This is a genomic window from Paenibacillus pinisoli (assembly GCF_003605435.1).
In the GTDB taxonomy this organism is placed as follows: domain Bacteria; phylum Bacillota; class Bacilli; order Paenibacillales; family Paenibacillaceae; genus Pristimantibacillus; species Pristimantibacillus pinisoli.
Genome location: NZ_QXQB01000001.1, coordinates 685,896 through 707,322 on the forward strand (window position 1 = coordinate 685,896; position 21,427 = coordinate 707,322).

26 protein-coding genes are annotated in these 21,427 nt (G+C 51.9%); 9 read left to right on the plus strand and 17 right to left on the minus strand.

Annotated features, from left to right (window positions below):
- Positions 1-51 precede the first annotated feature (51 nt).
- Entirely contained in the window at positions 52-582 is a 531-nt protein-coding gene (locus D3P09_RS03375) for a type 1 glutamine amidotransferase domain-containing protein (protein ID WP_120107193.1), read from the plus strand.
- Here D3P09_RS03375 and ptsP read toward each other — a convergent pair.
- The 6 genes from ptsP to D3P09_RS03405 form a co-directional block, all read right to left on the minus strand.
- A complete protein-coding gene (gene ptsP, locus D3P09_RS03380; RefSeq protein ID WP_120107195.1) occupies positions 579-2,321 on the minus strand; it encodes a phosphoenolpyruvate--protein phosphotransferase in 1,743 nt (580 codons plus the stop codon). The genes D3P09_RS03375 and ptsP overlap by 4 nt on opposite strands.
- Positions 2,318-4,204, minus strand: coding sequence for a glucose PTS transporter subunit IIA (locus D3P09_RS03385; RefSeq protein WP_120107197.1), 1,887 nt, complete (start codon positions 4,202-4,204; stop codon positions 2,318-2,320). The genes ptsP and D3P09_RS03385 overlap by 4 nt, the downstream gene beginning before the upstream one ends.
- A gap of 158 nt (positions 4,205-4,362) precedes the next feature.
- Positions 4,363-4,968: a hypothetical protein gene (locus D3P09_RS03390; protein WP_120107199.1), complete on the minus strand. Its 606-nt coding sequence runs from the start codon at positions 4,966-4,968 to the stop codon at positions 4,363-4,365.
- 124 nt (positions 4,969-5,092) lie between these two features.
- Entirely contained in the window at positions 5,093-5,527 is a 435-nt protein-coding gene (locus D3P09_RS03395) for a CoA-binding protein (RefSeq protein ID WP_120107201.1), read from the minus strand.
- 30 nt (positions 5,528-5,557) lie between these two features.
- Positions 5,558-6,859, minus strand: coding sequence for a 3-phosphoshikimate 1-carboxyvinyltransferase (gene aroA, locus D3P09_RS03400; protein ID WP_120107203.1), 1,302 nt, complete (start codon positions 6,857-6,859; stop codon positions 5,558-5,560).
- A gap of 29 nt (positions 6,860-6,888) precedes the next feature.
- Positions 6,889-7,422 carry a shikimate kinase gene (locus tag D3P09_RS03405; protein WP_279387115.1) on the minus strand — a complete coding sequence of 178 codons (534 nt, stop codon included), beginning with the start codon at positions 7,420-7,422 and terminating at the stop codon, positions 6,889-6,891.
- A gap of 110 nt (positions 7,423-7,532) precedes the next feature.
- Between D3P09_RS03405 and D3P09_RS03410 the strand changes: the two genes are divergently transcribed.
- Positions 7,533-7,883 (plus strand): hypothetical protein, encoded by a 351-nt coding sequence (locus D3P09_RS03410; RefSeq protein WP_424452028.1) that lies wholly within the window; start codon positions 7,533-7,535, stop codon positions 7,881-7,883.
- Here the strand turns inward: D3P09_RS03410 and gndA are convergent.
- Positions 7,880-9,292, minus strand: a complete 1,413-nt coding sequence (gene gndA, locus D3P09_RS03415; protein WP_120107207.1) for an NADP-dependent phosphogluconate dehydrogenase — start codon at positions 9,290-9,292, stop codon at positions 7,880-7,882. The two genes, D3P09_RS03410 and gndA, sit on opposite strands and share 4 nt — an antisense overlap.
- 240 nt (positions 9,293-9,532) lie before the next feature.
- A complete protein-coding gene (locus D3P09_RS03420; RefSeq protein WP_120107209.1) occupies positions 9,533-10,129 on the minus strand; it encodes a hypothetical protein in 597 nt (198 codons plus the stop codon).
- A 261-nt stretch (positions 10,130-10,390) separates the two neighbouring features.
- Here D3P09_RS03420 and D3P09_RS03425 point away from each other — a divergent pair, with 261 nt between their 5' ends.
- Positions 10,391-11,047, plus strand: coding sequence for a DUF1054 domain-containing protein (locus D3P09_RS03425; protein WP_120107211.1), 657 nt, complete (start codon positions 10,391-10,393; stop codon positions 11,045-11,047).
- A gap of 293 nt (positions 11,048-11,340) precedes the next feature.
- Here D3P09_RS03425 and D3P09_RS03430 read toward each other — a convergent pair whose 3' ends face one another.
- Complete coding sequence (locus D3P09_RS03430) at positions 11,341-12,528, minus strand: MFS transporter (protein WP_120107213.1); 1,188 nt, start codon at positions 12,526-12,528, stop codon at positions 11,341-11,343.
- A 180-nt stretch (positions 12,529-12,708) separates the two neighbouring features.
- On the opposite strand from D3P09_RS03430, the gene D3P09_RS03435 reads away from it, so the two are divergent.
- Positions 12,709-14,187, plus strand: a complete 1,479-nt coding sequence (locus tag D3P09_RS03435; protein WP_120107215.1) for an aminotransferase class I/II-fold pyridoxal phosphate-dependent enzyme — start codon at positions 12,709-12,711, stop codon at positions 14,185-14,187.
- A 61-nt stretch (positions 14,188-14,248) separates the two neighbouring features.
- Positions 14,249-14,665, plus strand: coding sequence for a DUF1885 family protein (locus D3P09_RS03440; RefSeq protein ID WP_120107217.1), 417 nt, complete (start codon positions 14,249-14,251; stop codon positions 14,663-14,665).
- Positions 14,666-14,767: 102 nt separating this feature from the next.
- On the opposite strand, the gene D3P09_RS03445 is transcribed toward D3P09_RS03440, so the two are convergent.
- The 3 genes from D3P09_RS03445 to D3P09_RS03455 all read right to left on the minus strand — a co-directional run bounded on the left by D3P09_RS03445 (position 14,768) and on the right by D3P09_RS03455 (position 16,132).
- Positions 14,768-15,088 carry a DUF1292 domain-containing protein gene (locus tag D3P09_RS03445; protein ID WP_120107219.1) on the minus strand — a complete coding sequence of 107 codons (321 nt, stop codon included), beginning with the start codon at positions 15,086-15,088 and terminating at the stop codon, positions 14,768-14,770.
- A 103-nt stretch (positions 15,089-15,191) separates the two neighbouring features.
- On the minus strand, positions 15,192-15,764 hold the full coding sequence (locus D3P09_RS03450; protein WP_120107221.1) for a stalk domain-containing protein: 573 nt from the start codon (positions 15,762-15,764) through the stop codon (positions 15,192-15,194).
- A gap of 164 nt (positions 15,765-15,928) precedes the next feature.
- Positions 15,929-16,132 (minus strand): hypothetical protein, encoded by a 204-nt coding sequence (locus D3P09_RS03455; RefSeq protein WP_120107223.1) that lies wholly within the window; start codon positions 16,130-16,132, stop codon positions 15,929-15,931.
- Between the two features lie 139 nt (positions 16,133-16,271).
- Here D3P09_RS03455 and D3P09_RS03460 point away from each other — a divergent pair, with 139 nt between their 5' ends.
- Positions 16,272-16,997: an MBL fold metallo-hydrolase gene (locus D3P09_RS03460; protein WP_120107225.1), complete on the plus strand. Its 726-nt coding sequence runs from the start codon at positions 16,272-16,274 to the stop codon at positions 16,995-16,997.
- A 106-nt stretch (positions 16,998-17,103) separates the two neighbouring features.
- On the opposite strand, the gene D3P09_RS03465 is transcribed toward D3P09_RS03460, so the two are convergent.
- The 4 genes from D3P09_RS03465 to D3P09_RS03475 all read right to left on the minus strand — a co-directional run bounded on the left by D3P09_RS03465 (position 17,104) and on the right by D3P09_RS03475 (position 18,453).
- Positions 17,104-17,361: a DUF3892 domain-containing protein gene (locus D3P09_RS03465; protein WP_120107227.1), complete on the minus strand. Its 258-nt coding sequence runs from the start codon at positions 17,359-17,361 to the stop codon at positions 17,104-17,106.
- A gap of 58 nt (positions 17,362-17,419) precedes the next feature.
- Positions 17,420-17,569 (minus strand): hypothetical protein, encoded by a 150-nt coding sequence (locus D3P09_RS27535; protein WP_165867296.1) that lies wholly within the window; start codon positions 17,567-17,569, stop codon positions 17,420-17,422.
- Between the two features lie 55 nt (positions 17,570-17,624).
- Positions 17,625-17,831, minus strand: coding sequence for a hypothetical protein (locus tag D3P09_RS03470; protein WP_120107229.1), 207 nt, complete (start codon positions 17,829-17,831; stop codon positions 17,625-17,627).
- A gap of 178 nt (positions 17,832-18,009) precedes the next feature.
- On the minus strand, positions 18,010-18,453 hold the full coding sequence (locus tag D3P09_RS03475) for a hypothetical protein (RefSeq protein WP_120107231.1): 444 nt from the start codon (positions 18,451-18,453) through the stop codon (positions 18,010-18,012).
- 154 nt (positions 18,454-18,607) lie between these two features.
- Here D3P09_RS03475 and D3P09_RS03480 point away from each other — a divergent pair, with 154 nt between their 5' ends.
- Positions 18,608-18,862, plus strand: a complete 255-nt coding sequence (locus tag D3P09_RS03480) for a hypothetical protein (RefSeq protein WP_120107233.1) — start codon at positions 18,608-18,610, stop codon at positions 18,860-18,862.
- 48 nt (positions 18,863-18,910) lie between these two features.
- On the opposite strand, the gene D3P09_RS03485 is transcribed toward D3P09_RS03480, so the two are convergent.
- Positions 18,911-19,627, minus strand: coding sequence for an alpha/beta fold hydrolase (locus D3P09_RS03485; protein WP_165867297.1), 717 nt, complete (start codon positions 19,625-19,627; stop codon positions 18,911-18,913).
- 302 nt (positions 19,628-19,929) lie between these two features.
- Between D3P09_RS03485 and D3P09_RS03490 the strand changes: the two genes are divergently transcribed.
- Both D3P09_RS03490 and D3P09_RS03500 read left to right on the plus strand, forming a co-directional pair.
- Positions 19,930-20,088, plus strand: coding sequence for an asparagine synthase (locus tag D3P09_RS03490; protein ID WP_119798148.1), 159 nt, complete (start codon positions 19,930-19,932; stop codon positions 20,086-20,088).
- Between the two features lie 387 nt (positions 20,089-20,475).
- Positions 20,476-21,282 carry a DUF2935 domain-containing protein gene (locus D3P09_RS03500; protein WP_207892439.1) on the plus strand — a complete coding sequence of 269 codons (807 nt, stop codon included), beginning with the start codon at positions 20,476-20,478 and terminating at the stop codon, positions 21,280-21,282.
- Positions 21,283-21,427: the final 145 nt, after the last annotated feature.

Consider the following 21,427-nt stretch of genomic DNA (forward strand, 5'->3'; position numbering starts at 1 on the left):
TCCTTCGCTACAATATGAATGTAACCATTTCATGGAGAGGGAGGGGATAACATGTCCTTGCAGAACCAGACGGTCATCTGCCTGCTAGACGATGAATTTGAGGATTTGGAGCTATGGTATCCCGTCTACCGCGTGCGCGAGGCTGGAGCTACCGTGCTATATGCCGGTCCGGAGAAAGGAAAAACCCATATCGGCAAGTACGGCGTGCCAGCCGTTGCCGATCTGTCATTCGACGAAGTGAACAGTGAGGACATCATTGGTCTCCTCGTACCGGGAGGCTGGGCTCCGGACAAGCTGAGACGATATCCTAAGGTTCTGTCTCTTGTGCAAGAGCTTAATGCCGCAGACAAGCCGATCGGTCAGATCTGCCATGCCGGATGGGTGCTTATCTCCGCCAAAATATTGGAGGGCAGACAAGTTACCTCTACTCCCGGCATTCGCGACGATATGGAGAACGCAGGCGCCACCTGGCATGATGAGCCAGTCGTTGTCGACGGCAATCTGATCTCCGCGCGCCGGCCGCCGGACCTTCCGCCTTATGCGAAAGCGTTCGTAGACGCATTGGAACAGCGAATGGGTTAACCATTCGCTGTTTTTTCTTCCGGTTCGCGCTTGAACGCCTCCAGCATAGCAATCACTTCCGAGCTTGTGCGGCACTGCTGCAGATGCTCGAACAGCCCTTGGCTCTCCTCCTGCTTCGTGCCAAGCAGCCGCTCCTTCACATGCAGGATCGAATGAGCCGACATGCTCAGCTCATCGACATCCAGACTGAGCCAGATCGGCAGCGCCCGCATGTCTCCTGCCAGTTCCCCGCATACGCCTACCGTAATGCCGGACCGCTTAGCGGCATCCACTGTCAACTTCAGCATTCGCAGGAGCGCAGGATGGAACGGCTCGTACAGGTGGGAGATCTCCTCGTTCATGCGGTCGACCGCAAGCGTGAATTGGACCAGATCATTCGTCCCGATGCTGAAGAAGTCCACCTCTTGCGCCAGCAAATCCGCAATCATAACAGCCGCCGGCACTTCAATCATGATGCCGACCTTCATTCCCTTGTCATACGGAATGCCTTCCTGCTCCAGCTCCATCTTCGCTTCGTTCAGAATCCGATTCGCGCTGCGCACTTCATCAACCGATGAGATCAGCGGATACATAAGCTTCACTTGACCGTAGACGCTCGCGCGAAGAATAGCTCTGAGCTGGGTCTTGAACAAGTCGGTACGGTCAAGCGAGATGCGGATGGCGCGATATCCTAGAAACGGATTATCCTCCTCCGGAAGCTCAAAATAATCAAGCTGCTTGTCTCCGCCGACGTCGAGCGTGCGTATGACAAGCGGGTGGCCATCCAGCTTCTCGGCGACGCTGCGGTACACCTCGAATTGCTCCTCTTCCTTCGGGAATCGGTTCCGGTCCATATATAGAAATTCGGTGCGGAACAAGCCAACGCCGTTCGCCCCGCTCGACAACGCAATCTCCAGCTCCTTGATCGAGCTGATATTCGCTTCCAGCCGCAGCGCCTTGCCGTCAGGCGTCACCGAATGGCGCGACGCAAAGTGCTGGAGCTTCTTCTTCTCTTCCATCTGCTTGTCGTGCAGCTGATTGTAGCGTTCAATAACAGCCTCTATGGGATCGATATAGACCGTACCGTCACTGCCGTCGATCACGATGGTCTGACCCGTCATTATCGGCTCTGTCAATCCTTGCTCAACTCCCACAACAAGCGGTACGCCAAGCGCTCTAGCCATAATGGACGAATGAGAGGTGGTGCTGCCAGCCAGGGTCACTATGCCTAGCACATGATCCGGGTTAATGTGAGCGAGCTGGGAAGGAGACAGCTCCTTCGCAATGAGAATGAAGGGCTGCGTATCTGCCGGCAGCGCAATCTCCGGAACGCCGAGCAAATGCTTGAGAAGGCGATTGCCGACGTCCTTGATATCAAGCGCCCGCTCTTTCATATAGTCGTCGTCCAGCAGATCGAACATCGTAACAAAGTGGTCGATCGCTTCCTTCACGGCCACTTCCGCCGCCTTGTACTGGCGCTGTATGATGCCCTGAATCTCATTCATGAAGACCGGATCGTCCAGGATCGCCAGATGCGCGTCGAAAATGTTCGTCTCATCTGAGCCGACAACCTCTCTCAGCTCATCCTTGATCTGCTCAATCTCGACCTTGGATGTCCTGATGCCTTCATAAACCCGCTCAAATTCACGAGCGAAGTCGGCCACGTCGATCTTTTGGTCGGGCACTTCCCACTCCCAGTTCGGCAGCACAAACGATTTGCCGATCGCGATGCCTGACGAGGCGCCTATTCCTTGAATCATTGCGTTTCCCCTCCACCGTTGCTCTCTTTAAGCACAACTGACATTACCGAAGACTGTCCTTTCTTCACCGCTTTGAACGGCGCATAGCGCCATGAGCGGACCCGGTCGGAATTGGTAATCACCATTGGCGTCGCAAGAGATTTGCTTTCCTTGCGCACCTTCTGAAGATTGAAGCGAATCAGCAGCATCCCTGGGATTACCTCGTCGCCTTCCTTTACAACTGCCTGGAAATACGACTTGCCCGCTAGCTTGGACGTATCGATCCCGATATGCAGCAGCACTTCCAACCCTTCTTCCGTCTTGATTCCGATGGCATGCATCGTCGGATAAATATGGATAACCGTTCCCTTCACAGGCGAGACAAGCTCGCCCTTCTCCGGCAGGAAGGCCACGCCTTCCCCTACCAGCTTGCCGGCAAAGATCGGATCCGGAACTTCCTCAAGCGGAATCATGCGGCCTTGCATCGGCGAGTGGAACAGCACTTGCGCCTGGTCGCGCTGAATCGTCTTCATCATTTCCTCGCGAATAAGCTCGGAGTACGTGCCGAACACGACCTGGACATGGCCTCCGCCCAGACGGATGACGCCCGCTGCGCCCAGATTGCGAAGCGCATTAATATCGAGCACCTTCTCATTGGAGACCTTCAGCCTGAGGCGCGTAATGCAGGACTCCATCTGAATGATATTCTGCTTGCCTCCAATCGCTTGCAGAATAAGAGGAGCGCGGTACGGAATATCTCCGGCCCACTCATCCAGCTGCGAGCCTTCCTCGCGGCCCGGAGTCGGAATGCGGAAGCGGCGAATGGCCCAGCGGAACAGGACGTAATAGACAATGCCGACTACAATGCCGATCGGAATGAGCAGCCAGCCCCGCGTTGCAAGATGTTCATTGATTATAAAATCGATCGCTCCTGCCGAGAAAGAGAAGCCGTGCAATATGCCCAGCTCATAGGTAACCCACATAATGACGCCGGAGAGAATCGCATGAACGACATACAAGTAAGGCGCAACAAACAGAAAGGCGAATTCCACCGGCTCCGTCACGCCCGTCAGGAACGAAGCAAGCGCGGCATATAGGAATGTCCGCCTGATCTTCGGCTTAAGGTCTTCCCTGGCCTCATGAATAATCGCAAAGGCAATAGCCGGGAGCGCGAACATCATCGTGGGATACAAGCCTGCCATGAAGCTGCCCGCAGTAGGATCGCCTGCAAAAAATCTCGGCAAGTCGCCGTACACCATATTGCCGGCTTCCGTCTCATAACCGCCGATCTGGAACCAGAACACATGGCTGACCAGGTGGTGCAGGCCAAAAACAACAAGGATACGATGAATGAAGCCGTACAGAAACACGCCGAAGCCGCCGCCGGAAGCGACGATGTCGCCCAGCTTTACTAACAGCGCCTCCAGATAAGGCGCTAAATTGATCATGCCGATCGAGAAAAGCAGCGCAATAAAGCTGACAAAAAGCGGCACAAATCTTGGCCCGCCAAAAAACTGAATATATTCCGGCAGACGCAAATCCTTGAACCTCTCATGGCTAATGCCGGATATAATGCCGATGATGGCGCCAATCGCCACGGTCGGCTCGATGTTCGCGTCCGCAGACCCCGTAATGCCGGTATAAATGATCATGCCGATCAAAGAGGCCATACCCGCGGCAAGCGCATTGCCGGTAAGGCCAAGTGCAACGCCCAGCGCGAATATAAACGGCAAATACATAAAAATGATCTCGCTTGCCGCTTGGAGATGCGCAGGCATGCCGGGTAACCCTATGTAATCCCAGGGCAGCTGGCTCAAGCTTAAAAACACAGCCGCGCCAGGCAGCACGATCATTGGCAGCATGAAAGCTCTGCCCAGTTGCTGCAAGCTCCCTATGAATGTCATTCCTAACCTCCTAGCACGTCAATTGCAGACAAGTGTATTAGTCTGTCATCTACTGTATCTATTACGATGTTAAGCTCTCGCTTTCCATTTGTCAAAATAAAAAGACGGGCCATTCGGCCCGTCCTTCGTTGATGATTCTCTCCCGAATCAAATGGATCTTAACGGGAATATTGAGAGCTCGATTGTGGGCTGGAGGACCAACCGTAACGGGAAATAACCGGTCCAGCTTGCTCGTAAGCATTAGTCGCTTGATATACCGGGTTGATGGACGTGTTGGAATGAACAGGTCCATGGGATTGATAGCCGGATTGGCCAAACGATTGTTGAGCAAATTGCGCCGGTTGGTACGATTGCTGGTATTGTTGCTGGCCATATCCTTGGTGTTGTTGTGCATCCTGGCCAGCTTGATAACCGTAACGCGCGATAACCGGACCTACATCGCCGAAAGCTGTAGCTGGCGAGCTTGCATGGCTTTGTACCGGTCCATGGGATTGGTAACCTTGATTCGAAACGGCCGGCTGCGAATAGGATTGAATGGCTGGAGCAGCATGCTGCTGGTAGCCATAAGATTGCGAATGCTGGGCCCCTGCATTATTGAAAGACGGGTTTACAATAGATGCGGATTCCCGGCCAAATGTAGGATAGCTAAGCTGTCCTTGGTAATGCGACTGAACAAAGCCAGTCGGTTGGAAGTTTTGGCTTGCATTCGAAAATTGTTGTTGTCCGCCTTGGAACTGTGCCGGCTGTTGCGAATATTGATTCACGTTGTGTCCTCCTTGGATTTACCGTAAGTCTTCTGAAAGCAAAGGAATAGCGCCAATTCGGCGCCATCGCCCTCGATACAGAAGCCTTTCTTATTGTGGAGTAGACACGTCCCAATTATAACAGTCAGGTTTTGGATTTTCCGCCTGGAAGGAGGATGGAGTCCTCCACCTTGATGCAGCGGTCCATAATAACGTTAAGTCCCCCAGAGGCCGCGATCTTGCCCGCTTCCTCATTCAGGATGCCAAGCTGCAGCCAAAGCGTCTTCGCGCCGATCGCCACCGCTTCCTCCGCTACCGGCGGGGTATGCTCGCTGCGGCGGAAGACGTTCACGATATCAACAGGAACAGGAATATCGCTAAGCTTGGCGTAGCTCTTCTGGCCCAGGATCGTATCCGCGTTCGGATTGACGGGAATGATCGTATAGCCTTTGGCCTGCATCGCCTCTGATACCATATACGATACACGCTCCGGATTATCGGACAAGCCGACAACCGCAATCGTATCGCTGCCGCTCAATATCTCCTTAATCTGCTCTCGCTCCGGGTTTTGAAAAGTCATGGCTGCACCTCCGTTTTAGTTGGCAATCAGTTAGTGCGATCCTTCGACCCATTCCACATTGGCGCCCAGCGCCTTCAAATGATCGAAGTAGATCGGGTATGACTTGGCTACATGATGCGCGTCATGGATGCGAATCGGCTGCTTGGAGCGAAGCCCGACAATCGACAGGGCCATTATGACGCGATGGTCGTAATGCGCGTTAATATCGACGCCGCCTTCTACGCCTTCCGGACGCCCGTGTACGATGATTTCGCTCTGGCGTTCCTCTACATTCGCTCCCGCCTTGCGCAGCTCGTTCAAGTAATCGGTAATGCGGTCGCATTCCTTATAGCGAAGATTCTCTACATTATAGAATCTCGACGTGCCTTCTGCGAATACGGCTGCCGCTACCATAGCCAGCACCGCGTCTGTCGCGTGGTCGCCGTCGAATTCTACGGCTTTCAGCTTGCCGTTGCCTCGCACATGGACGACGCCATTCTCATGCGTAAGCGGCGCTTCCATCATCTTAAGAACGTCAACGACAGCGCGTTCGCCTTGCTTGCTGTTCTCCATCAGACGGTTCACGATGACATCCGATTCCGTAACGGCAGCAGCAGCCAGAATCGCAGCCGAACCCGGGTAGTCGCCTTGTACATGGTACGTCTTCGCTTGATAGCTCTGACGGCCAGGCACGCGGAACCGCATGTAGTCTTCATCCGCATGAATCACGATGCCCGCCTGCTCCAATACTTCAAGCGTCTGGCCGACAACAACCTTGGACTTCAGATCATGCAGAACCTCGATCTCGCTATCCTCTTCCAGCAGCGGCGTCAGGAACAACAGCGCGCTCAGGAACTGGGAGCTGATGTTGCCTGACACTTGAATATGTCCCCCGCGCGGCTTGCCGCCCTTAATCGTAATCGGGAGCTTGCCTTCATTATGCTCAATTGTAACGCCCATCTTGCTTAGCGACTCGATCAGATCATGATGCGGACGCTTGCCCAGGGAATCCGGGTAACGGTTAATGAAGGTGACATCCGGGCAGAACGACGCAATGGCCATCAGGAAACGCAGCACGGCTCCCGCATTGCCCACATCCAGTTGATCAACCGCCTTCGGATGGCGGCCAAAGCCGGTAATGACGATCTTCTCCTCGTCCTCTTCCACGATTGCGCCCAGATCTCGGATACAGCGGCGCATTGCATCGCTATCCTCGCTGTGAGCAGGGAAGTAGATTGTGCTTGTCCCTTCCGCCAGCGCGGCAACAAGCAGGTAGCGCGTTGTATAGTTTTTGGAGGACAGGGCCTCGATTTTTCCTTGCAGCTTTGGAGTCGGCGTTACAATTACATCCATCTTCAGTAGCTCTCCTTCAACATTATGATTTATGGCAACGCGGAATGTTGCTTCCACGCCATGACAATACGGTCAACGACTTCATCCACCGACAGCTCGGTCGTATCGACAGTCAAGTGGGCGAAATCATAGGCGCCTTTCCTCGCCTCAAGCAATCCATAGACACGCTCGCGAACGGCACCCTTCAGCAGCGGTCTGGACTTGTCCAGCAGCACCCGGGCGATGATCTTCTCCGGATCGCAGGACAACGTGACTACGAAGCCGTGCTTCAGCATAGCGCTGCGATTCTCCTCGCGCAGCACCGCTCCGCCTCCAGTGGCTATTACAGCATGCTCAGGCGCCTCCAGCAGCTTGCTAAGCTCGCGGGATTCCATATCGCGGAATGCCCCCTCGCCGTCGTCAGCGAAAATATCAGAAATGCTGCGTCCTTCCGCACGCACGACCTCTTCGTCCGTATCGGCGCAGCTCCACTCCAGCCTCTCCGCAAGCAACCGGCTTACGCTGGATTTGCCGGTCCCCATGAAGCCTATCAATACAACTTTTCCAATTGGGGATACTGACAAGTTCATCATCCTTTTGCCCTTTAAAGGCTTGAATTCTTCCATATCATATCATTTTTTTGCGAGAAGAGGGTATAAAAAAGTTGATTCAGCCGTATGGTGGATAAAGATGCATGTCTCATCCCTATTCCATGATCGGAGTGACTGCGCTTATGGCGAGCGAAACTTATCCGAATTCCCTGTACCTGACGCAAAAAAAGATTAACCAAATTCTCGACCCTGAACACCCGCTATGCCGGGATGATGTGGTGTGGATGCTTGGGTATATCAAAAAAAAGGTGGCTGACGAAGACCCATCCTTGATGGGCCTGTCGCAGCCACGCCTGTTGCAGAACTTTCTATACTTTGCCGAAGCCTCCATGGCGCTCATCCAGCGCAGGCATTATTGCGATCAAGAGGCTGACCGTTTAAGGCATATGCTTAAGCAAGCCGCTCACGGGCTTATCCAAGACGGCGAGTCTTAGGATTGCAGCCAGTTGAAGTGGAACGTGCCTTCTTTGTCCACACGCTTGAACGTGTGAGCGCCGAAGTAGTCGCGCTGCGCTTGCAGCAGGTTTGCCGGCAGACGCTCAGTACGGTAGCTGTCGAAGTAAGCCAGCGCGCTTGCGAACGCCGGTACAGGCACGCCGCTTGTTACAGCCGTCGCTACTACCTCGCGCCATGCGCCTTGGTACGATTCCACGATGTTTTGGAAATACGGATCAAGCAGCAGGTTGCGCAGCTCAGGATCGCGGTCGTATGCGTCTTTGATGTTTTGCAGGAAGCGGGCACGGATAATGCAGCCGCCGCGGAAAATCATCGCAATGTCGCCGTAGCGCAGATCCCAGCCGTACTCCTCAGATGCAGCGCGCATTTGCGCGAAGCCTTGGGCGTAGGAGCAGATTTTGCTTGCGAAGAGCGCTTTGCGCACCGCTTCGATGAAAGCAGCCTTGTCGCCTTGGAACGGAGCCTTAGCAGGTCCTTTAAGCACTTTGCTTGCAGCAACGCGCTCTTCCTTCATAGCGGACAGGAAGCGTGTGAATACGGATTCCGTAATGATGGACAGCGGCACGCCCAGATCCAGGGAGCTTTGGCTTGTCCATTTTCCTGTGCCCTTCTGGCCCGCGGAGTCCAGAATAACGTCTACCATCGGCTTGCCTGTCTCCGGATCGTACTTGGAGAAGATGTCGCGCGTAATCTCGATCAGGTAGCTGTCCAGCTCGCCTTTGTTCCACTCGGTGAAGATTTCATGCAGTTCCTCCGTGCTTACGCCCAGCACGTTCTTCAGCAAGTCGTACGCTTCGCAGATCAGCTGCATGTCGCCGTACTCGATGCCATTGTGCACCATCTTCACGTAATGGCCCGCTCCGTCCGGACCGATGTACGTGCAGCATGCGTCGTCGCCGACCTTCGCAGAGATGGCTGTCAGAATCGGCTCGACCAGCTCATATGCGGACTTCTGGCCGCCAGGCATGATGGACGGTCCTTTCAGCGCGCCTTCTTCGCCGCCGGATACGCCTGTGCCGATGAAACGGAAGCCTTTCGCCTCCAGCTCCTTGCTGCGGCGCTGCGTATCAGGGAAGTATGCGTTGCCTCCGTCGATGATGATGTCGCCTTGATCCAGAAGAGGAACGAGGGAATCGATAGTTGCGTCCGTGCCAGCGCCCGCTTGAACCATGATCAAGATTTTGCGAGGCGTTTCAAGAGATTGTACAAATTCTTCGATTGTATAAGTCGGTACAAGGTTCTTGCCGGCCGCTTCCTTCATCAGATCGTCTGTCTTCTCGCGCGAACGGTTGAATACGGACACCGTGAACCCTCTGCTTTCAATATTAAGAGCAAGATTCTTGCCCATGACGGCCATTCCAATTACGCCAATCTGTTGTTTTGACATCTGGTTCTTCCATCCTTCGTCATTATATTTAGTCACAATAGCTTTATTCTACTCTTTTTAAGCCGATATGAAAACCGTTTGCTTGGAAAAATGTCGCTGTCATCCATTAGTTTTCTTATGCAAAGTCCAAAGTTTTTCTTATATGGGCCAGAATGCACATAAAAACGACCTCATGCTTTTCGCCCCCAGCGTCCGGCACAAGATCGTTTAATATTGGCTATGGCAGTTGACAACCATCCTTTATAACTCCAGCTGCAGCATCTCTGACCGAAGCGCAGTCAGCCGCTCCTTCGATAATGTAACCGCTTCCTCGTCGTTGGCCCCCAAAGCCTCGTGCAAGACAGACAGCTCATAGTCCAGCTCATACCGCAGCACAGCAGCCCGCTCCTCCGCCCGCTTCGATTGAAAGGCCTTGATCATTTCTTCTATCGTGACAAAAGGCTTCTTCTGATAAATAATCCGGTGCTCCATTCCTGACACCTCCACAAGTCGTATAATCTCTCCGAACATAATGTTCTCGATTACGATTTGACGATCCTTGATCCGCTTCACGACCGCATGTCCACGTGTGTCATTAATCAGCTTCTCCAGCAGCTCCGACAGTTTTTCATCCTTGATGACATAGTCGCCCACAATTTTGTACCGGTTATTCATGCGTTGGAAATGCAGCTTCACGAGCTTGCGCCCGGTGCGTATCGACACCAGAAACTGTCCCTCCGTCTCGCTCCAATACAAGGAGTACCCTTCCTGAATAAGATCACGGATGAGATTTTGGATTTGCCGACGTTCGAATCGCAGCTCCAAATTGCAATACTCGACCTCATAGCTCTTGTTCACGGCAATCCCTCCCTTAGCCAGTATAGTTGACGAAATGTTCTGATAATTTGTTCTTATTAATATCTTATACTCCATCATATGTTATGGCAACTTGGATTATTGACTAATTTTACGAAGAGAACGTCATTGAGTTTCGAAAAAGGCTGCTAGTCCCTGCAACGGTTGATCTCATTAAGGTTATAGCCTATAATTATAATCATTATTGTTTGAGATACGTTATCATTGAAATGTGAATCATTCCGTTACAAAGGAGCGCTGACCATGACGACTACATCCACCGCAACGACTTCCTCCCTCGCAGGCTTTACTCCCCATGATTTCGAAGTATTCCAGCTGCAAGGGCTTGAGGAGCGTATGCAGGGCATTCAAGAGCGAATCCAGCCCAAATTCCGGGCGATCGGCGAACGTCTGACAGCCGAGCTTGCGCCTTCGGCCGGGAAGGAGATGCATCTGCATATTGCGCGGCATGCCCGCCGCACAGTGAATCCCCCGAAGGATACCTGGCTTGCGGTCTGCGACAACAAACGCGGGTACAAGGCTCATCCGCATTTTCAATTAGGTCTGTTCGACGACCATCTCTTCTTGTGGCTGGCCCTAATCTATGAGGTGCCGAACAAAAAGGCGATCGCCGCGCATCTGATGAATCATCTGGATGAAGTAAGAGCCGCTGTGCCTTCCGACTTCGTTCTGTCCATGGACCATATGAAGAAGGATTGCATCGTTACCGGCGACATGTCCGAGGAAGACTGGAATTCTACGCTGGTCCGCTTCCGCGATGTGCAGAAAGCGGAGCTTCTGATTGGCCGCCATATTAAGCCTGGGGACAAGCGGCTGCAGGACGGAGAAGCCTTGCTTGCTTATGCGTCTGCCACTTATGAGCAGTTGATGCCGATCTACCGGATGGCTTGCTCGGTTTAAATACAAGTGTTACCTATGTAGTGACAGGCTGTCCGGGGCATCACCCCCGGACAGCCTTTTTTCAATGGACGCCCCGCGGCTGCAGCAGCCTCCGCATGCCTGCGCGGCGGACTTTTCTTCTCAGCTTGGCGGTTACAATGTGATACCCAGCGACAGCGCGATAGAAACGATTTTTCTATAATCCCGTCGCCAACCTTCACGGCATTGGCTTCCCTCACAATAAAAAACACGCAGGACAAGCCGTCTGGCTTGCCTTGCGTGTTCTCGAACTTACGTCTTTCACTATGCCGCCATTAAGAGGACAGTGCGCTTTCCTTCTCTTGCGCGCTGTCGAGAAAACGGAACCGAACGACCAGCAGCAGCGCCGCCAGACATAGAATGCCGCCAAGCAGATACGGCAAGCCCATCTGAACGGTGAACAGCATGGAGCCGAGGAGCGGACCCGCAATGCGGCCAAGGCTGTCCATCGACGAACTAAGTCCGGATGCGACCCCTTGTCCCACTGTCGTCTTCTGTGTAATGAGCGAAGTGACGCATGGACGGATGAGCGCGTTGCCAATGCCGAATACAGCCAGCGACATGATGGCCCACCACAGCGAATGAGCGAACAGCAGCAGGAAAAATCCGACTGCCGATATCACGAGGCCAATCGCAATATACTTCGGCTCTTCGCCCTTCTTGATCATCCGGCGAACAACGCCGCCCTGAACGAGCGCCCCCACCAGGCCGCACACAAAAAACAGCAAACCAACTTGCAGCGGGGTAACATCGAACCGCTTCATGCCGAAAAATTGAAGCGTCGCTTCCATGCCCGCCAGCGTAAATGTGACAAAGAAGGCTAAGACGTACAAATACTTGAGCGGCCCGCGGAATGCCGTCCATCTGGATACCCGCTTCTCCGACTTAAGCTTGCGCTTATCTGGTGTAAGCGATTCCTTCAGCTTCCACGACGCCAGGAAGAATGTGACCAGCGCCAAAGCCGATGCGGCAAAAAACGGCGTATCCAAAGAAAAGACGCTCAGCAAGCCGCCTACGCCAGGCCCGAGCGTGAAGCCAAGACCGATGGACATGCCGACAAGTCCCATTCCTTTCGTCCGCTGCTCCGGCGGCGTTATATCTGCCACATAAGCGACGATAACGGAAGCTACCGCGCCGGAGAACAAGCCGCCAAGGGCGCGCGAGACATACATAAGCGTAAGGTTGTCTCCTGCAAGGCCGAATAACAAGAAGCTGGCCGAGAAGCCGATCAGGCCTGTCAATATAATCGGGCGTCTGCCGATGCGGTCCGACCAGGTGCCCCATACCGGAGACAGGATAAACGATACAAGTGAGTAAAGTGCAAGCATCCTCCCCGTATGAATCTCCGCGCTCTTCGGATCTGCGGCCTGAATAATTTCCGGCATAACCGGGATGATAATGCCGAAGCCGATAAACGTAATCATAAGTATAGACATTACTATTAGTAGTCGCTTGTCCTTCATCCTGCAATCCCTCCACCAAACTATCGTACCATATCCCAAAAGTAGCAATCTATGAACAATTCAAGAACAAATGCCGAGGCGCCGATCCAGGCCTTACTTTCCGCGTAAAAAGCTTCTTGCAATCCCCTTTGTTTTTGTTATACTCTATTTTGTTTGTACATCTTATCAGGAAAGGCAGGGATGATAGCGTTGGACCATAATAAAACCCCGCTCTTCACTGCGCTTCGCCAACATGCGGAGCAGAATCCCGTTCAGTTCCATATTCCGGGCCACAAGAAAGGCGTCGGAAGCGATACCGAATTTCGCGAATTTATCGGCGACAATGCCTTGTCGATCGATCTCATTAATATAGCCCCGCTGGATGACCTGCATCAGCCTACAGGCGTGATCGAGGAAGCACAGAAGCTGGCTGCCGACGCGTTCGGAGCCGACTATACGTACTTCTCGGTGCAAGGGACAAGCGGCGCCATCATCACGATGATTATGTCCGTCTGCACGCCCGGCGATAAAATTATCGTCCCGCGCAACGTTCACAAATCCATCATGGCCGCCATCATTTTTGCCGGCGCCAGACCTGTGTTCATCTCGCCGGCCAGGGACAATAATCTCGGCATCGACCACGGCATTACAACGCGCTCGGTCCGCAAAGCTCTGGAGAAGCACCCGGATGCAAAGGCAGTGCTTGTCATCAACCCGACATACTACGGCATCTGCGCCAACCTGAAGGAGATCGTCGATCTGGTTCATGGCTATGACATCCCTGTCCTTGTAGACGAGGCGCACGGCGTGCTGATTCACTTCCATGACAAGCTGCCGATGTCCGCCATGCAAGCCGGCGCTGACATGGCCGCGACTAGCGTCCATAAGCTCGGCGGCTCTATGACGCAAAGCTCCGTGCTCAACATTCGCAAGGGACGCATCAATCCGCACCGCGTACAGACGGTTATCAGCATGCTGACGACAACTTCGACCTCGTATATTTTGCTGGCATCGCTGGACACGTCGCGCCGCAATCTGGCGCTGAACGGCCGCGAAATTGCAGATCGCGCAATCGCGCTCGCTCAAGACGCGCGTCAGCAAATTAACGAGATTCCGGGCCTGTATTGCTTCGGTGAAGATATTCTTGGCGATGAAGCTACATTCGATTACGACCCGACGAAAGTAACCATCCATATCCGCCATCTCGGCATTACAGGCTACGAGACGGAGAACTGGCTGCGCGACAACCATAATCTAGAAATCGAAATGAGCGATATGTATAACATTCTTTGCCTAGTTACGCCTGGAGATACCTCCGAATCGGTAGCAAAATTGGTGGAGGCGCTGCGAGGCCTGTCCGCCGCCTTCTATGAAGGCGCAGAATCGCGCGAGCTGGTCGTGAAGATTCCGGATATTCCGCAGCTCTCGCTGACGCCGCGCGATGCATTCTACGCTCAGACAGAGGTTGTGCCGTTCAAGGAATCCGCAGGCCGCATCATCGCCGAATTCATCTATGTCTATCCGCCGGGCATTCCGATTCTGCTGCCTGGCGAGGTGATCTCGCAAAAAAATATCGATTATATCGTCGACCATGTGGAAGTCGGCCTGCCGGTGAAAGGTCCGGAAGACCGCAGCATCGAGTTTGTGAAAGTAATCGTGGAAGAAACCGCGATCTCATAATGCTTCCTCATATTGCCAGTCATCTTAAGCCCATGCTATGATGGGCTTGAGGTGATCGGAGATGAGTCAGAGCGCTTACATTAAGCTGGTGAAAGGCTCTCAAGACCAGGAACTGACGCTTGAGCATATCAAGGCTACGCTGCTTCGCTACCGCGAGCAAACAGCGAGGACCGGCGAGCAGCTAGGATGGGATTATGCCGAGGCCGCTTTCCCCTATACGATCGAATCCTCTGGGGATGAGCGGTGGTTCTACCTGAAAGGCATCAACGTTCATTACAAACATATTATTATGGGTCCCAGTACTTCGACCTCGGTCGGCGGCGATCAGGTACCCTGCATCCAGGTCGTGCTTCCTGAGGAAGCCACGCATGGCGACAAAGCGAAGGCCAATGAGCTTTGCCGGTACTTGGCGAAGTCGCTTGCAGCCGAGCTAACCATGTTCAATGGCCGGACGGTCTATTACAATCCCAGAAAATAATTACAGCACTAATCGCTGCAAATCTAACGCAAAGAGGGGCTTCTCGGGCAGGATTATTCCTGCGAGAGAGCCCCTTTGTCATGTCGCAGCTGAGACGGGAGCTTATTGTCCCTCGTTCTCTGTGCGAGCGATTTCCTCATAGATAGCGGTTACGCGATCCCACTCTTCGTCATCCTCGATGCCGACCAGGAACGCTTCTTCGTCCTCTTCTTCGATGCGGAAGATAACGCCGTCTTGCTCCGGATCCTGACGATCAAGAAGAACAGCATATACCTTTTCTTCGGATTCGAACGTGTAGACCATTACCATCTCACGCTCTTCGCCTTCATCATTCGTTACGATAAAGACATGCTCTTCATGCTTATGGTCATGGTCATGTCCGCATCCGCAATCTTCCCCATGCTCGTGCTTATGCTCGCTCATGTTTGTTACCCCATTTCAGTTAAGTAGTCATACCTGCACATCGTACCATGCCATGATCATAAGGTCAAACAAAATGCCCCGGCTATGCGGGGCATTCTCTTTATTACTTTTTGGGAACGATAGAAGGAATCTCTTTCTCCGAGACAACCGTCCAATCATCGGCATCCGACACTTTCATATAGAAACGCACGATATATTGGCCGACAGCATCGAATTTATAATCAAATTCTTCCGTCACGAACCAGAAGTTGTTCGATGAGGTGACGTTCTCGCTCTGAATGAGCCTCTCTCTCCCGCTTGGATCGGCAATGGTGACCTTCACAGACTTGATATCCGTCTGCAGGTTGTCAATTTGGGAGAAAACTTTGATCTTGCCCGAGAAACCTCTGTTCACTACGCCGAACGGGCTGTTGCCTTGATACATGAACATATGGACATTCGGCTTGTACACTGTCGCTTTCCTGCTGGCATTATCCCACTCCACGATCGCCTGCATCGAGTTCGCGACTTGCCTTAGCGGCAAATACGTCGTTCCATCCATTATGATTCCGCCCGAATCCAGCTCCGTGCCGTTAATAAGCACCCGCACCTTCTGGGCAGCGGCATTCGCAAATATGATCGTCCCGCCGCAAAGAGACAGCAGCATCAGCCAGATGGCTACTTTCTTGAAATTCATGGCTGCCATAACCTCCATCCGCATATTCTGAATGTAAGGTTATACTCTAGATCTTGTACAAAGTTGCGGCCTTTCGGAACATTTTTTGCGAGTGAGATCAAATGAATAACCATTTGTCAAATGCTGTTGAAATCTGCGCTTGCCTGGGAAATGATTTGGGGAAATCAGACGTAGGTTTTAGTCAAAATACAAGGTATGCCCTTCCCTACCGCCCCCGGCTCCTGCATGCGGGCCAAATACTTCATGCCGCGCGCACAAGGCGTCTTGCATACGGCACAAGTATCAGACAACACCAGCTTGTAGCTTACTTGCTTCCGGTCATTCGTCACTTGCTTTTTCTTCGATGCCTTGCCTTTTCCCTTGCTCATCTCGGGCCACTCTCCTCCACTCTTCCTGCTGCTCTGACAGTGTATGTGGGAGTAGGCGAATTTGCTTCCGTTGTTGGCATTGTCCAGCAAATTTTGTTACATTGAAGGAAAGTGATAACAAAAGGGAGAGGTAGAAATCATGCAGATAACGATGCTTGGCACCGGAAGCGCTTTTGCAAAACGCTATTACAACAACAACGCCTTGATCGAAGCCGGCGGTTTCCGGCTGCTCTTGGATTGCGGCATCACCCTGCCGCAGGCGTTGCATGAAGCTGGTCTGGACTTCGCGGATTTGGATGGCGTGCTCATCAGCCATATACATGGGGATCATGTCGGAGGACTTGAGGAATATGCCTTCCAGATGCTGTTCAAGCATCAGCGGCGGCCTGTGCTCTATATTGCGGAATCTTTAATAGAGCCGCTTTGGGAGCATACGCTGAAGGGCGGGCTGACGCAAGGCAATCTGACGAAGCTGTCGGACTTCTTCGAAGTTCGTCCGCTAACGCCGGGTGTAACGGCAGAGCTGGCGCCGGGCATACAGGTCGAACCGATTCAGACCAAGCATATTGAAGGCAAAATAAGCTACTCCTTCCGCTTCAACCGCCGCTTCTTCTATACGGCGGACATGGTCTACGACGCACCGCTTCTGGATAAGCTTGTACAAGATGGCGTAGAGAGAATCTTCCACGACTGCCAGCTGGAGCCGCCAGGCGTCGTGCATGCTACTCTCGATGAGCTGCTGCAATTGCCGGAAGCTATTCAACAGAAGGTATCTCTGATGCATTACGGAGATGCAATGGAGCAACATAGAAGCCGAAGCGGCCCTATGCAGTTCGTAGAGCAAAGAAAAACATACGAGGTATAATGCGAGGCAAACCCATATTCCATCGGCTGAAGAGCTGATCAATCAAAGGAGCCGGCTGCACTCCCTTAACGGGAAGCATCCGGCTCCTCTTTCAATGCCTTATATGCTATTCGAACCGTGGAAGCTGATCCAGATTGTTAGTCGGATCGCCGTCGGCATCGCCGCGGATGTAGGTTTCGCCATCACGGCCCTTGAAGGCGTTCACGCCCGCAATCCGTCCGGCCTGTACATCTTGAAGCGCGGTGGCATAATCGAGCACGCGTCCCGAGGAAGTCTTGAACGCCGTCAGATCGCCGTCACCGTTTTTCTGTACCGCTACAATATGCTCTCTCGTGTCCGCTTGCTGATTTTGATTGTTTTCCATGCTTCGCTGCCTCCTTCAATTGGACAATCAGGAAGTAGCATGCCCTGCCTAACGATTTCTATTCCTTAATTTTCCGCTGCCATACGAATTGCTCATCATATTCCGTGGAATCCGTCTTCATAAAGGCTGCCAGAGATCCGATTACAATGCCGATAAGTCCGAACATGACCACTGATCCAATCGCCAAAATCGCAATTGCTGCCGCCATACTCTCGCCCCCCATACGTTCTTTCTATGAAGGTATGCAGATGAGAGAGCATCCATTACGACGACTTTCGTTTCTTCCTCCTGCTCCTGGATCTTCTGCCTGACCCCTGTGAGTCCGATGCATCTTCACTGGCCTTCTCATTTCTGGCCGCAAGCACGGCCAATAAAGCAATAATATCCCCGATTACGACCACGACGGCTGCGATTAAGGCCAGGTCGTCCGCCGTAAGTCCTTGGTTGCCATCATCTCCGAATTCAGACATCGCCGTACCCCGCCCATCGTACCATGATGATAGCAGTCTATTCAGTTAGGCGCAGATGGATTGGGCTAATGAGCAGAAAACCGGGCTGTCGCCTTCTTTTAACGCGTTAATCATTAACGGCTTCAAACAAAATAGACGCCTGCTGCAGGCGTCTACGATTCACACAGCTGATCTGATCTTACTTCTTCAACAGAATGCGAGCCAGGTCATCAAGCTGCTCCTTGTACGGATCGTCCTGACCGCCATCCATATAGATAAGCAGTACATTATTGACTTCATAATATGCCGGCTTATAGCTAAGTGCGATTGTTTGCCTCCCCAGTGCCTTCCTACCAAGAACCTGCTCTTCTTCGGAGCCGAATATATAAACGAAAAGGCTTGATTCCGGACCGGCCACGCTGTAGGCTGTCTGCGAACGCAGTCCCTCCGCATCCAAACGATAGACTTCCGGCAGCTCCTTCTCCTCAAGCATTAGTCCCTCCTGCGCCAGCTTGCTCTCGATCATCTCCTGGTCGAGCAGACGAAGCTTCATATGAAACTCTTCATCCTTGGTGCAGCCCGCGAGCAGTACGATACTGAGCAGCAACGAAGAGATCAGAACGATTGGCAATCGGTTACGCATGCAAGACTCTCCCCCTTGTTTATTCATTTACTATTAGAACGATGCAAGGACTGGAAAAGTTGCCCTGTATGTTGGATTCCATATTGATTTTTTCCTTTTATTGCATAGGCGATGGAGTTGCGCTTATGATGGAGTAGACAAGGAGGTTATGAGCATGGCTTTAATTTTCGTCCTATTAGGCTTGATATTCCTGATGATTATGATTGCGGCTTACAAACGAACAAAACAGAATCCATCTCATCCTAACCAGCCAACGGATAACAGCACCGTGCCGATCCTATCAGGCGGCGATACGTCCGGCCACGGAAAGTCCAAAGGCGGTTCCTCGGAACCCGGAGGCTCGGATCATTCTTCCGAAGGTTCAGGAGACAGCGGCGGAGATGGCGGAGGCGGGGGCGGCGGAGATTAGAGCATCTCCTCTCTCCCGCTTTCAACATGTCCAGATATTTAGGATTGCTTACGCATCATGATGGCTTAAAAAAGTTTGAATAGTCTCAAACAGCTTGTCCCGCTCCGCTGAACGAATATCATGGCCGGAATGCTTGAAGCCCTCAACGGCAAGATTCTTCGCCATACGCATGAATTGCTGCACACCCTCCTCGTCCAGCAAGCTTCCTTCCAGCAATCCTCTAAGTACCAGCACAGGCTGGCCGATGTTATATTGGAATGAAATCTGTCGCGATTCCTTCTGTATGCCCCATACCGCCTCAGACCGAATATGACCCGTCCGCTCGTACGGAATCAGATAGTTATGAATATAGTCTTCTGCCCAATCCTCGCTCATCGCTTTGTGCTGGGCGGGATAGTCCTGAAGAATGACCGAATGAACGCGGCCGCCATGCTGCTGCAAGTAGCCAAGCGCATAAGAGACGCCTCTGGAGTAGGCGAACAGATGAAATCGATCCAGCCCGCTATCACGGACGACAGCTTCGATATCCGAGACATGATCCGCCAGATCATAACCCGACTCCGGCGTTGCGCTCTGTCCTCTTCCTCTGAACGAAAGTGCGACAACTCTTCTAGGCGACAGAAAGGCAAGCAATTCCTCATATTCCGCAGCCGTCTCCGACAATCCCGGGCAAATCAAAACCGGCGTAAGCAAGCCGCTCTCGCCAGAATCCAAGTAGTGGATATCCACTCCATTGTTATGTGCAAAATGCGATGTTATCGTCATTGGTTCCACCCTTTCTCCCATCCTTGATCGTTCATCCAATATATGCCATGTTATGATCATTATACAGAAATATCTCTCTATGAACAGACTGCCTCATTATTTTCGTGGAAGGAAATGTACATCTTGAAGGAACTTGTTTTCAATTCGAGTCTCTAGAATGAGGGCAATAGGAAGCGTAGATAAAAATGACGCATGATGAGAACTTTCGCTGGAAGCTCCAACGCGGGCGAAATGTATGCCGCTTCTTGCCAAGAAGCATACTAAAGCTGTCTTGCCAAACTCATCCAAAGGGAGTGTTTCTTATGCGCGAAGGTTTGATTCCGACAGTTCTTGGAGCCGTGGTATCTGCTTCTGGTGCAACACTGCTGAAAAGCAAGTATAAGCTTGTAGGGACCGGCGTGCTTGGCTTTGGATTGGCCCATGTCATTCTAGGGGCAATTGACTTGGTCGAGCATCGGTAAGGATGGCAAGACGGGAGGACAACCAGTCCTCCCTTTTTTGAATTCAACCAGTATGATCCATGGTATCATGAATAGACTTGAGTTCTGCTATATGAATAGCAGTATGGCGATGCAATTTGCTTATAAGGATGTGAATAGATTGAAAGAGCACGTAGGATATTGCCAAGAATGCAGGAAAGAAATTTTTTGCCGTGACGGATTTTTAGACGGTGTCGTACAGGAAGATACATCTATTCGATGCTTTGACTGCTCTATGCCCAAGCAGGATGATCCAGACTCCAAGGATTGACCGTCAGCGGCAGAGAATACTTGCCGTACTGCGCTTTTAATAGGAATAGTACAAAACCTTCTTCTCATACGTTACTTAAGATAATAGTTACAAGGGAGATGTTGTCATTGACAGATCAATTTGTAGCTCGTTCTTTAGAAGAGATCAGGTTTTGGTCAAGAATCATGAAAGAACATTCTTTATTTCTAAAATTAGGATTTCGTTGTGACGACACTCAATTAATTCATGAAGCCAATCATTACTATTCGGTGTTTGAAGCTATCGAAAACAAATCCAACTCCCTAACATTAGGCACGGATCCCGCTGTCATTAGAAAGTTTAATGAAGAAGTGTATACAGCCGTGTCCTACATCTGGGCTTTTAAAAGAAAAGTATTAGGCCTAATCCTATCGTGCCAGCTACCAGGCGCAAATAACTTCCCTTTGCTAGTGGACCATGTCAGCAGAGAAGCCAATTACTTCAGAAATCGATTGGCTGAATTAAATGCTGGCCGCTTGGAGCCTCTGCCAGATGCTATCATTGACGAGAACGTATTTTTCTTAAGAATAATGGCGGACCACGCCAAATTCATTAGCCATCTGCTTGATCCTTCCGAGAGGCAGCTAGTCGAACAAGCCAATCACTTCGGACAAGAATTTGATCAATTGCTTTTTCAAGCTCAAGATTTGGATCACATGCGTCCTCAATCGCAAACGGTCCCGCTCCTCGACCAATTTCTCGACCAAAATAAAGTGTCTGTCAAATCCCTCCGTGACTTCAAGAAAACAGCGCGAGATCTGATTGACGCATGCCGGATTAAAAGCATCATCCATCCCTTGCTGGCGGATCATGTATTCCGCGAAGCGGAGCATTTCCTGGTCATTATCGATATGTTCGAACGGAGCCTAACCGGCAATTCTGCCTAGGACAACAATCTTGCTGATCCTGTCCCGTCCAAGCCAGTTATAAGCAAAACGCATATGCTGCCATCATCCCTTAATGAAAGGATGATGACTATGGTGAGAATCAAGCAAAATTCAGGAAATGGAGGACCTGTGCAGTTTAGACATC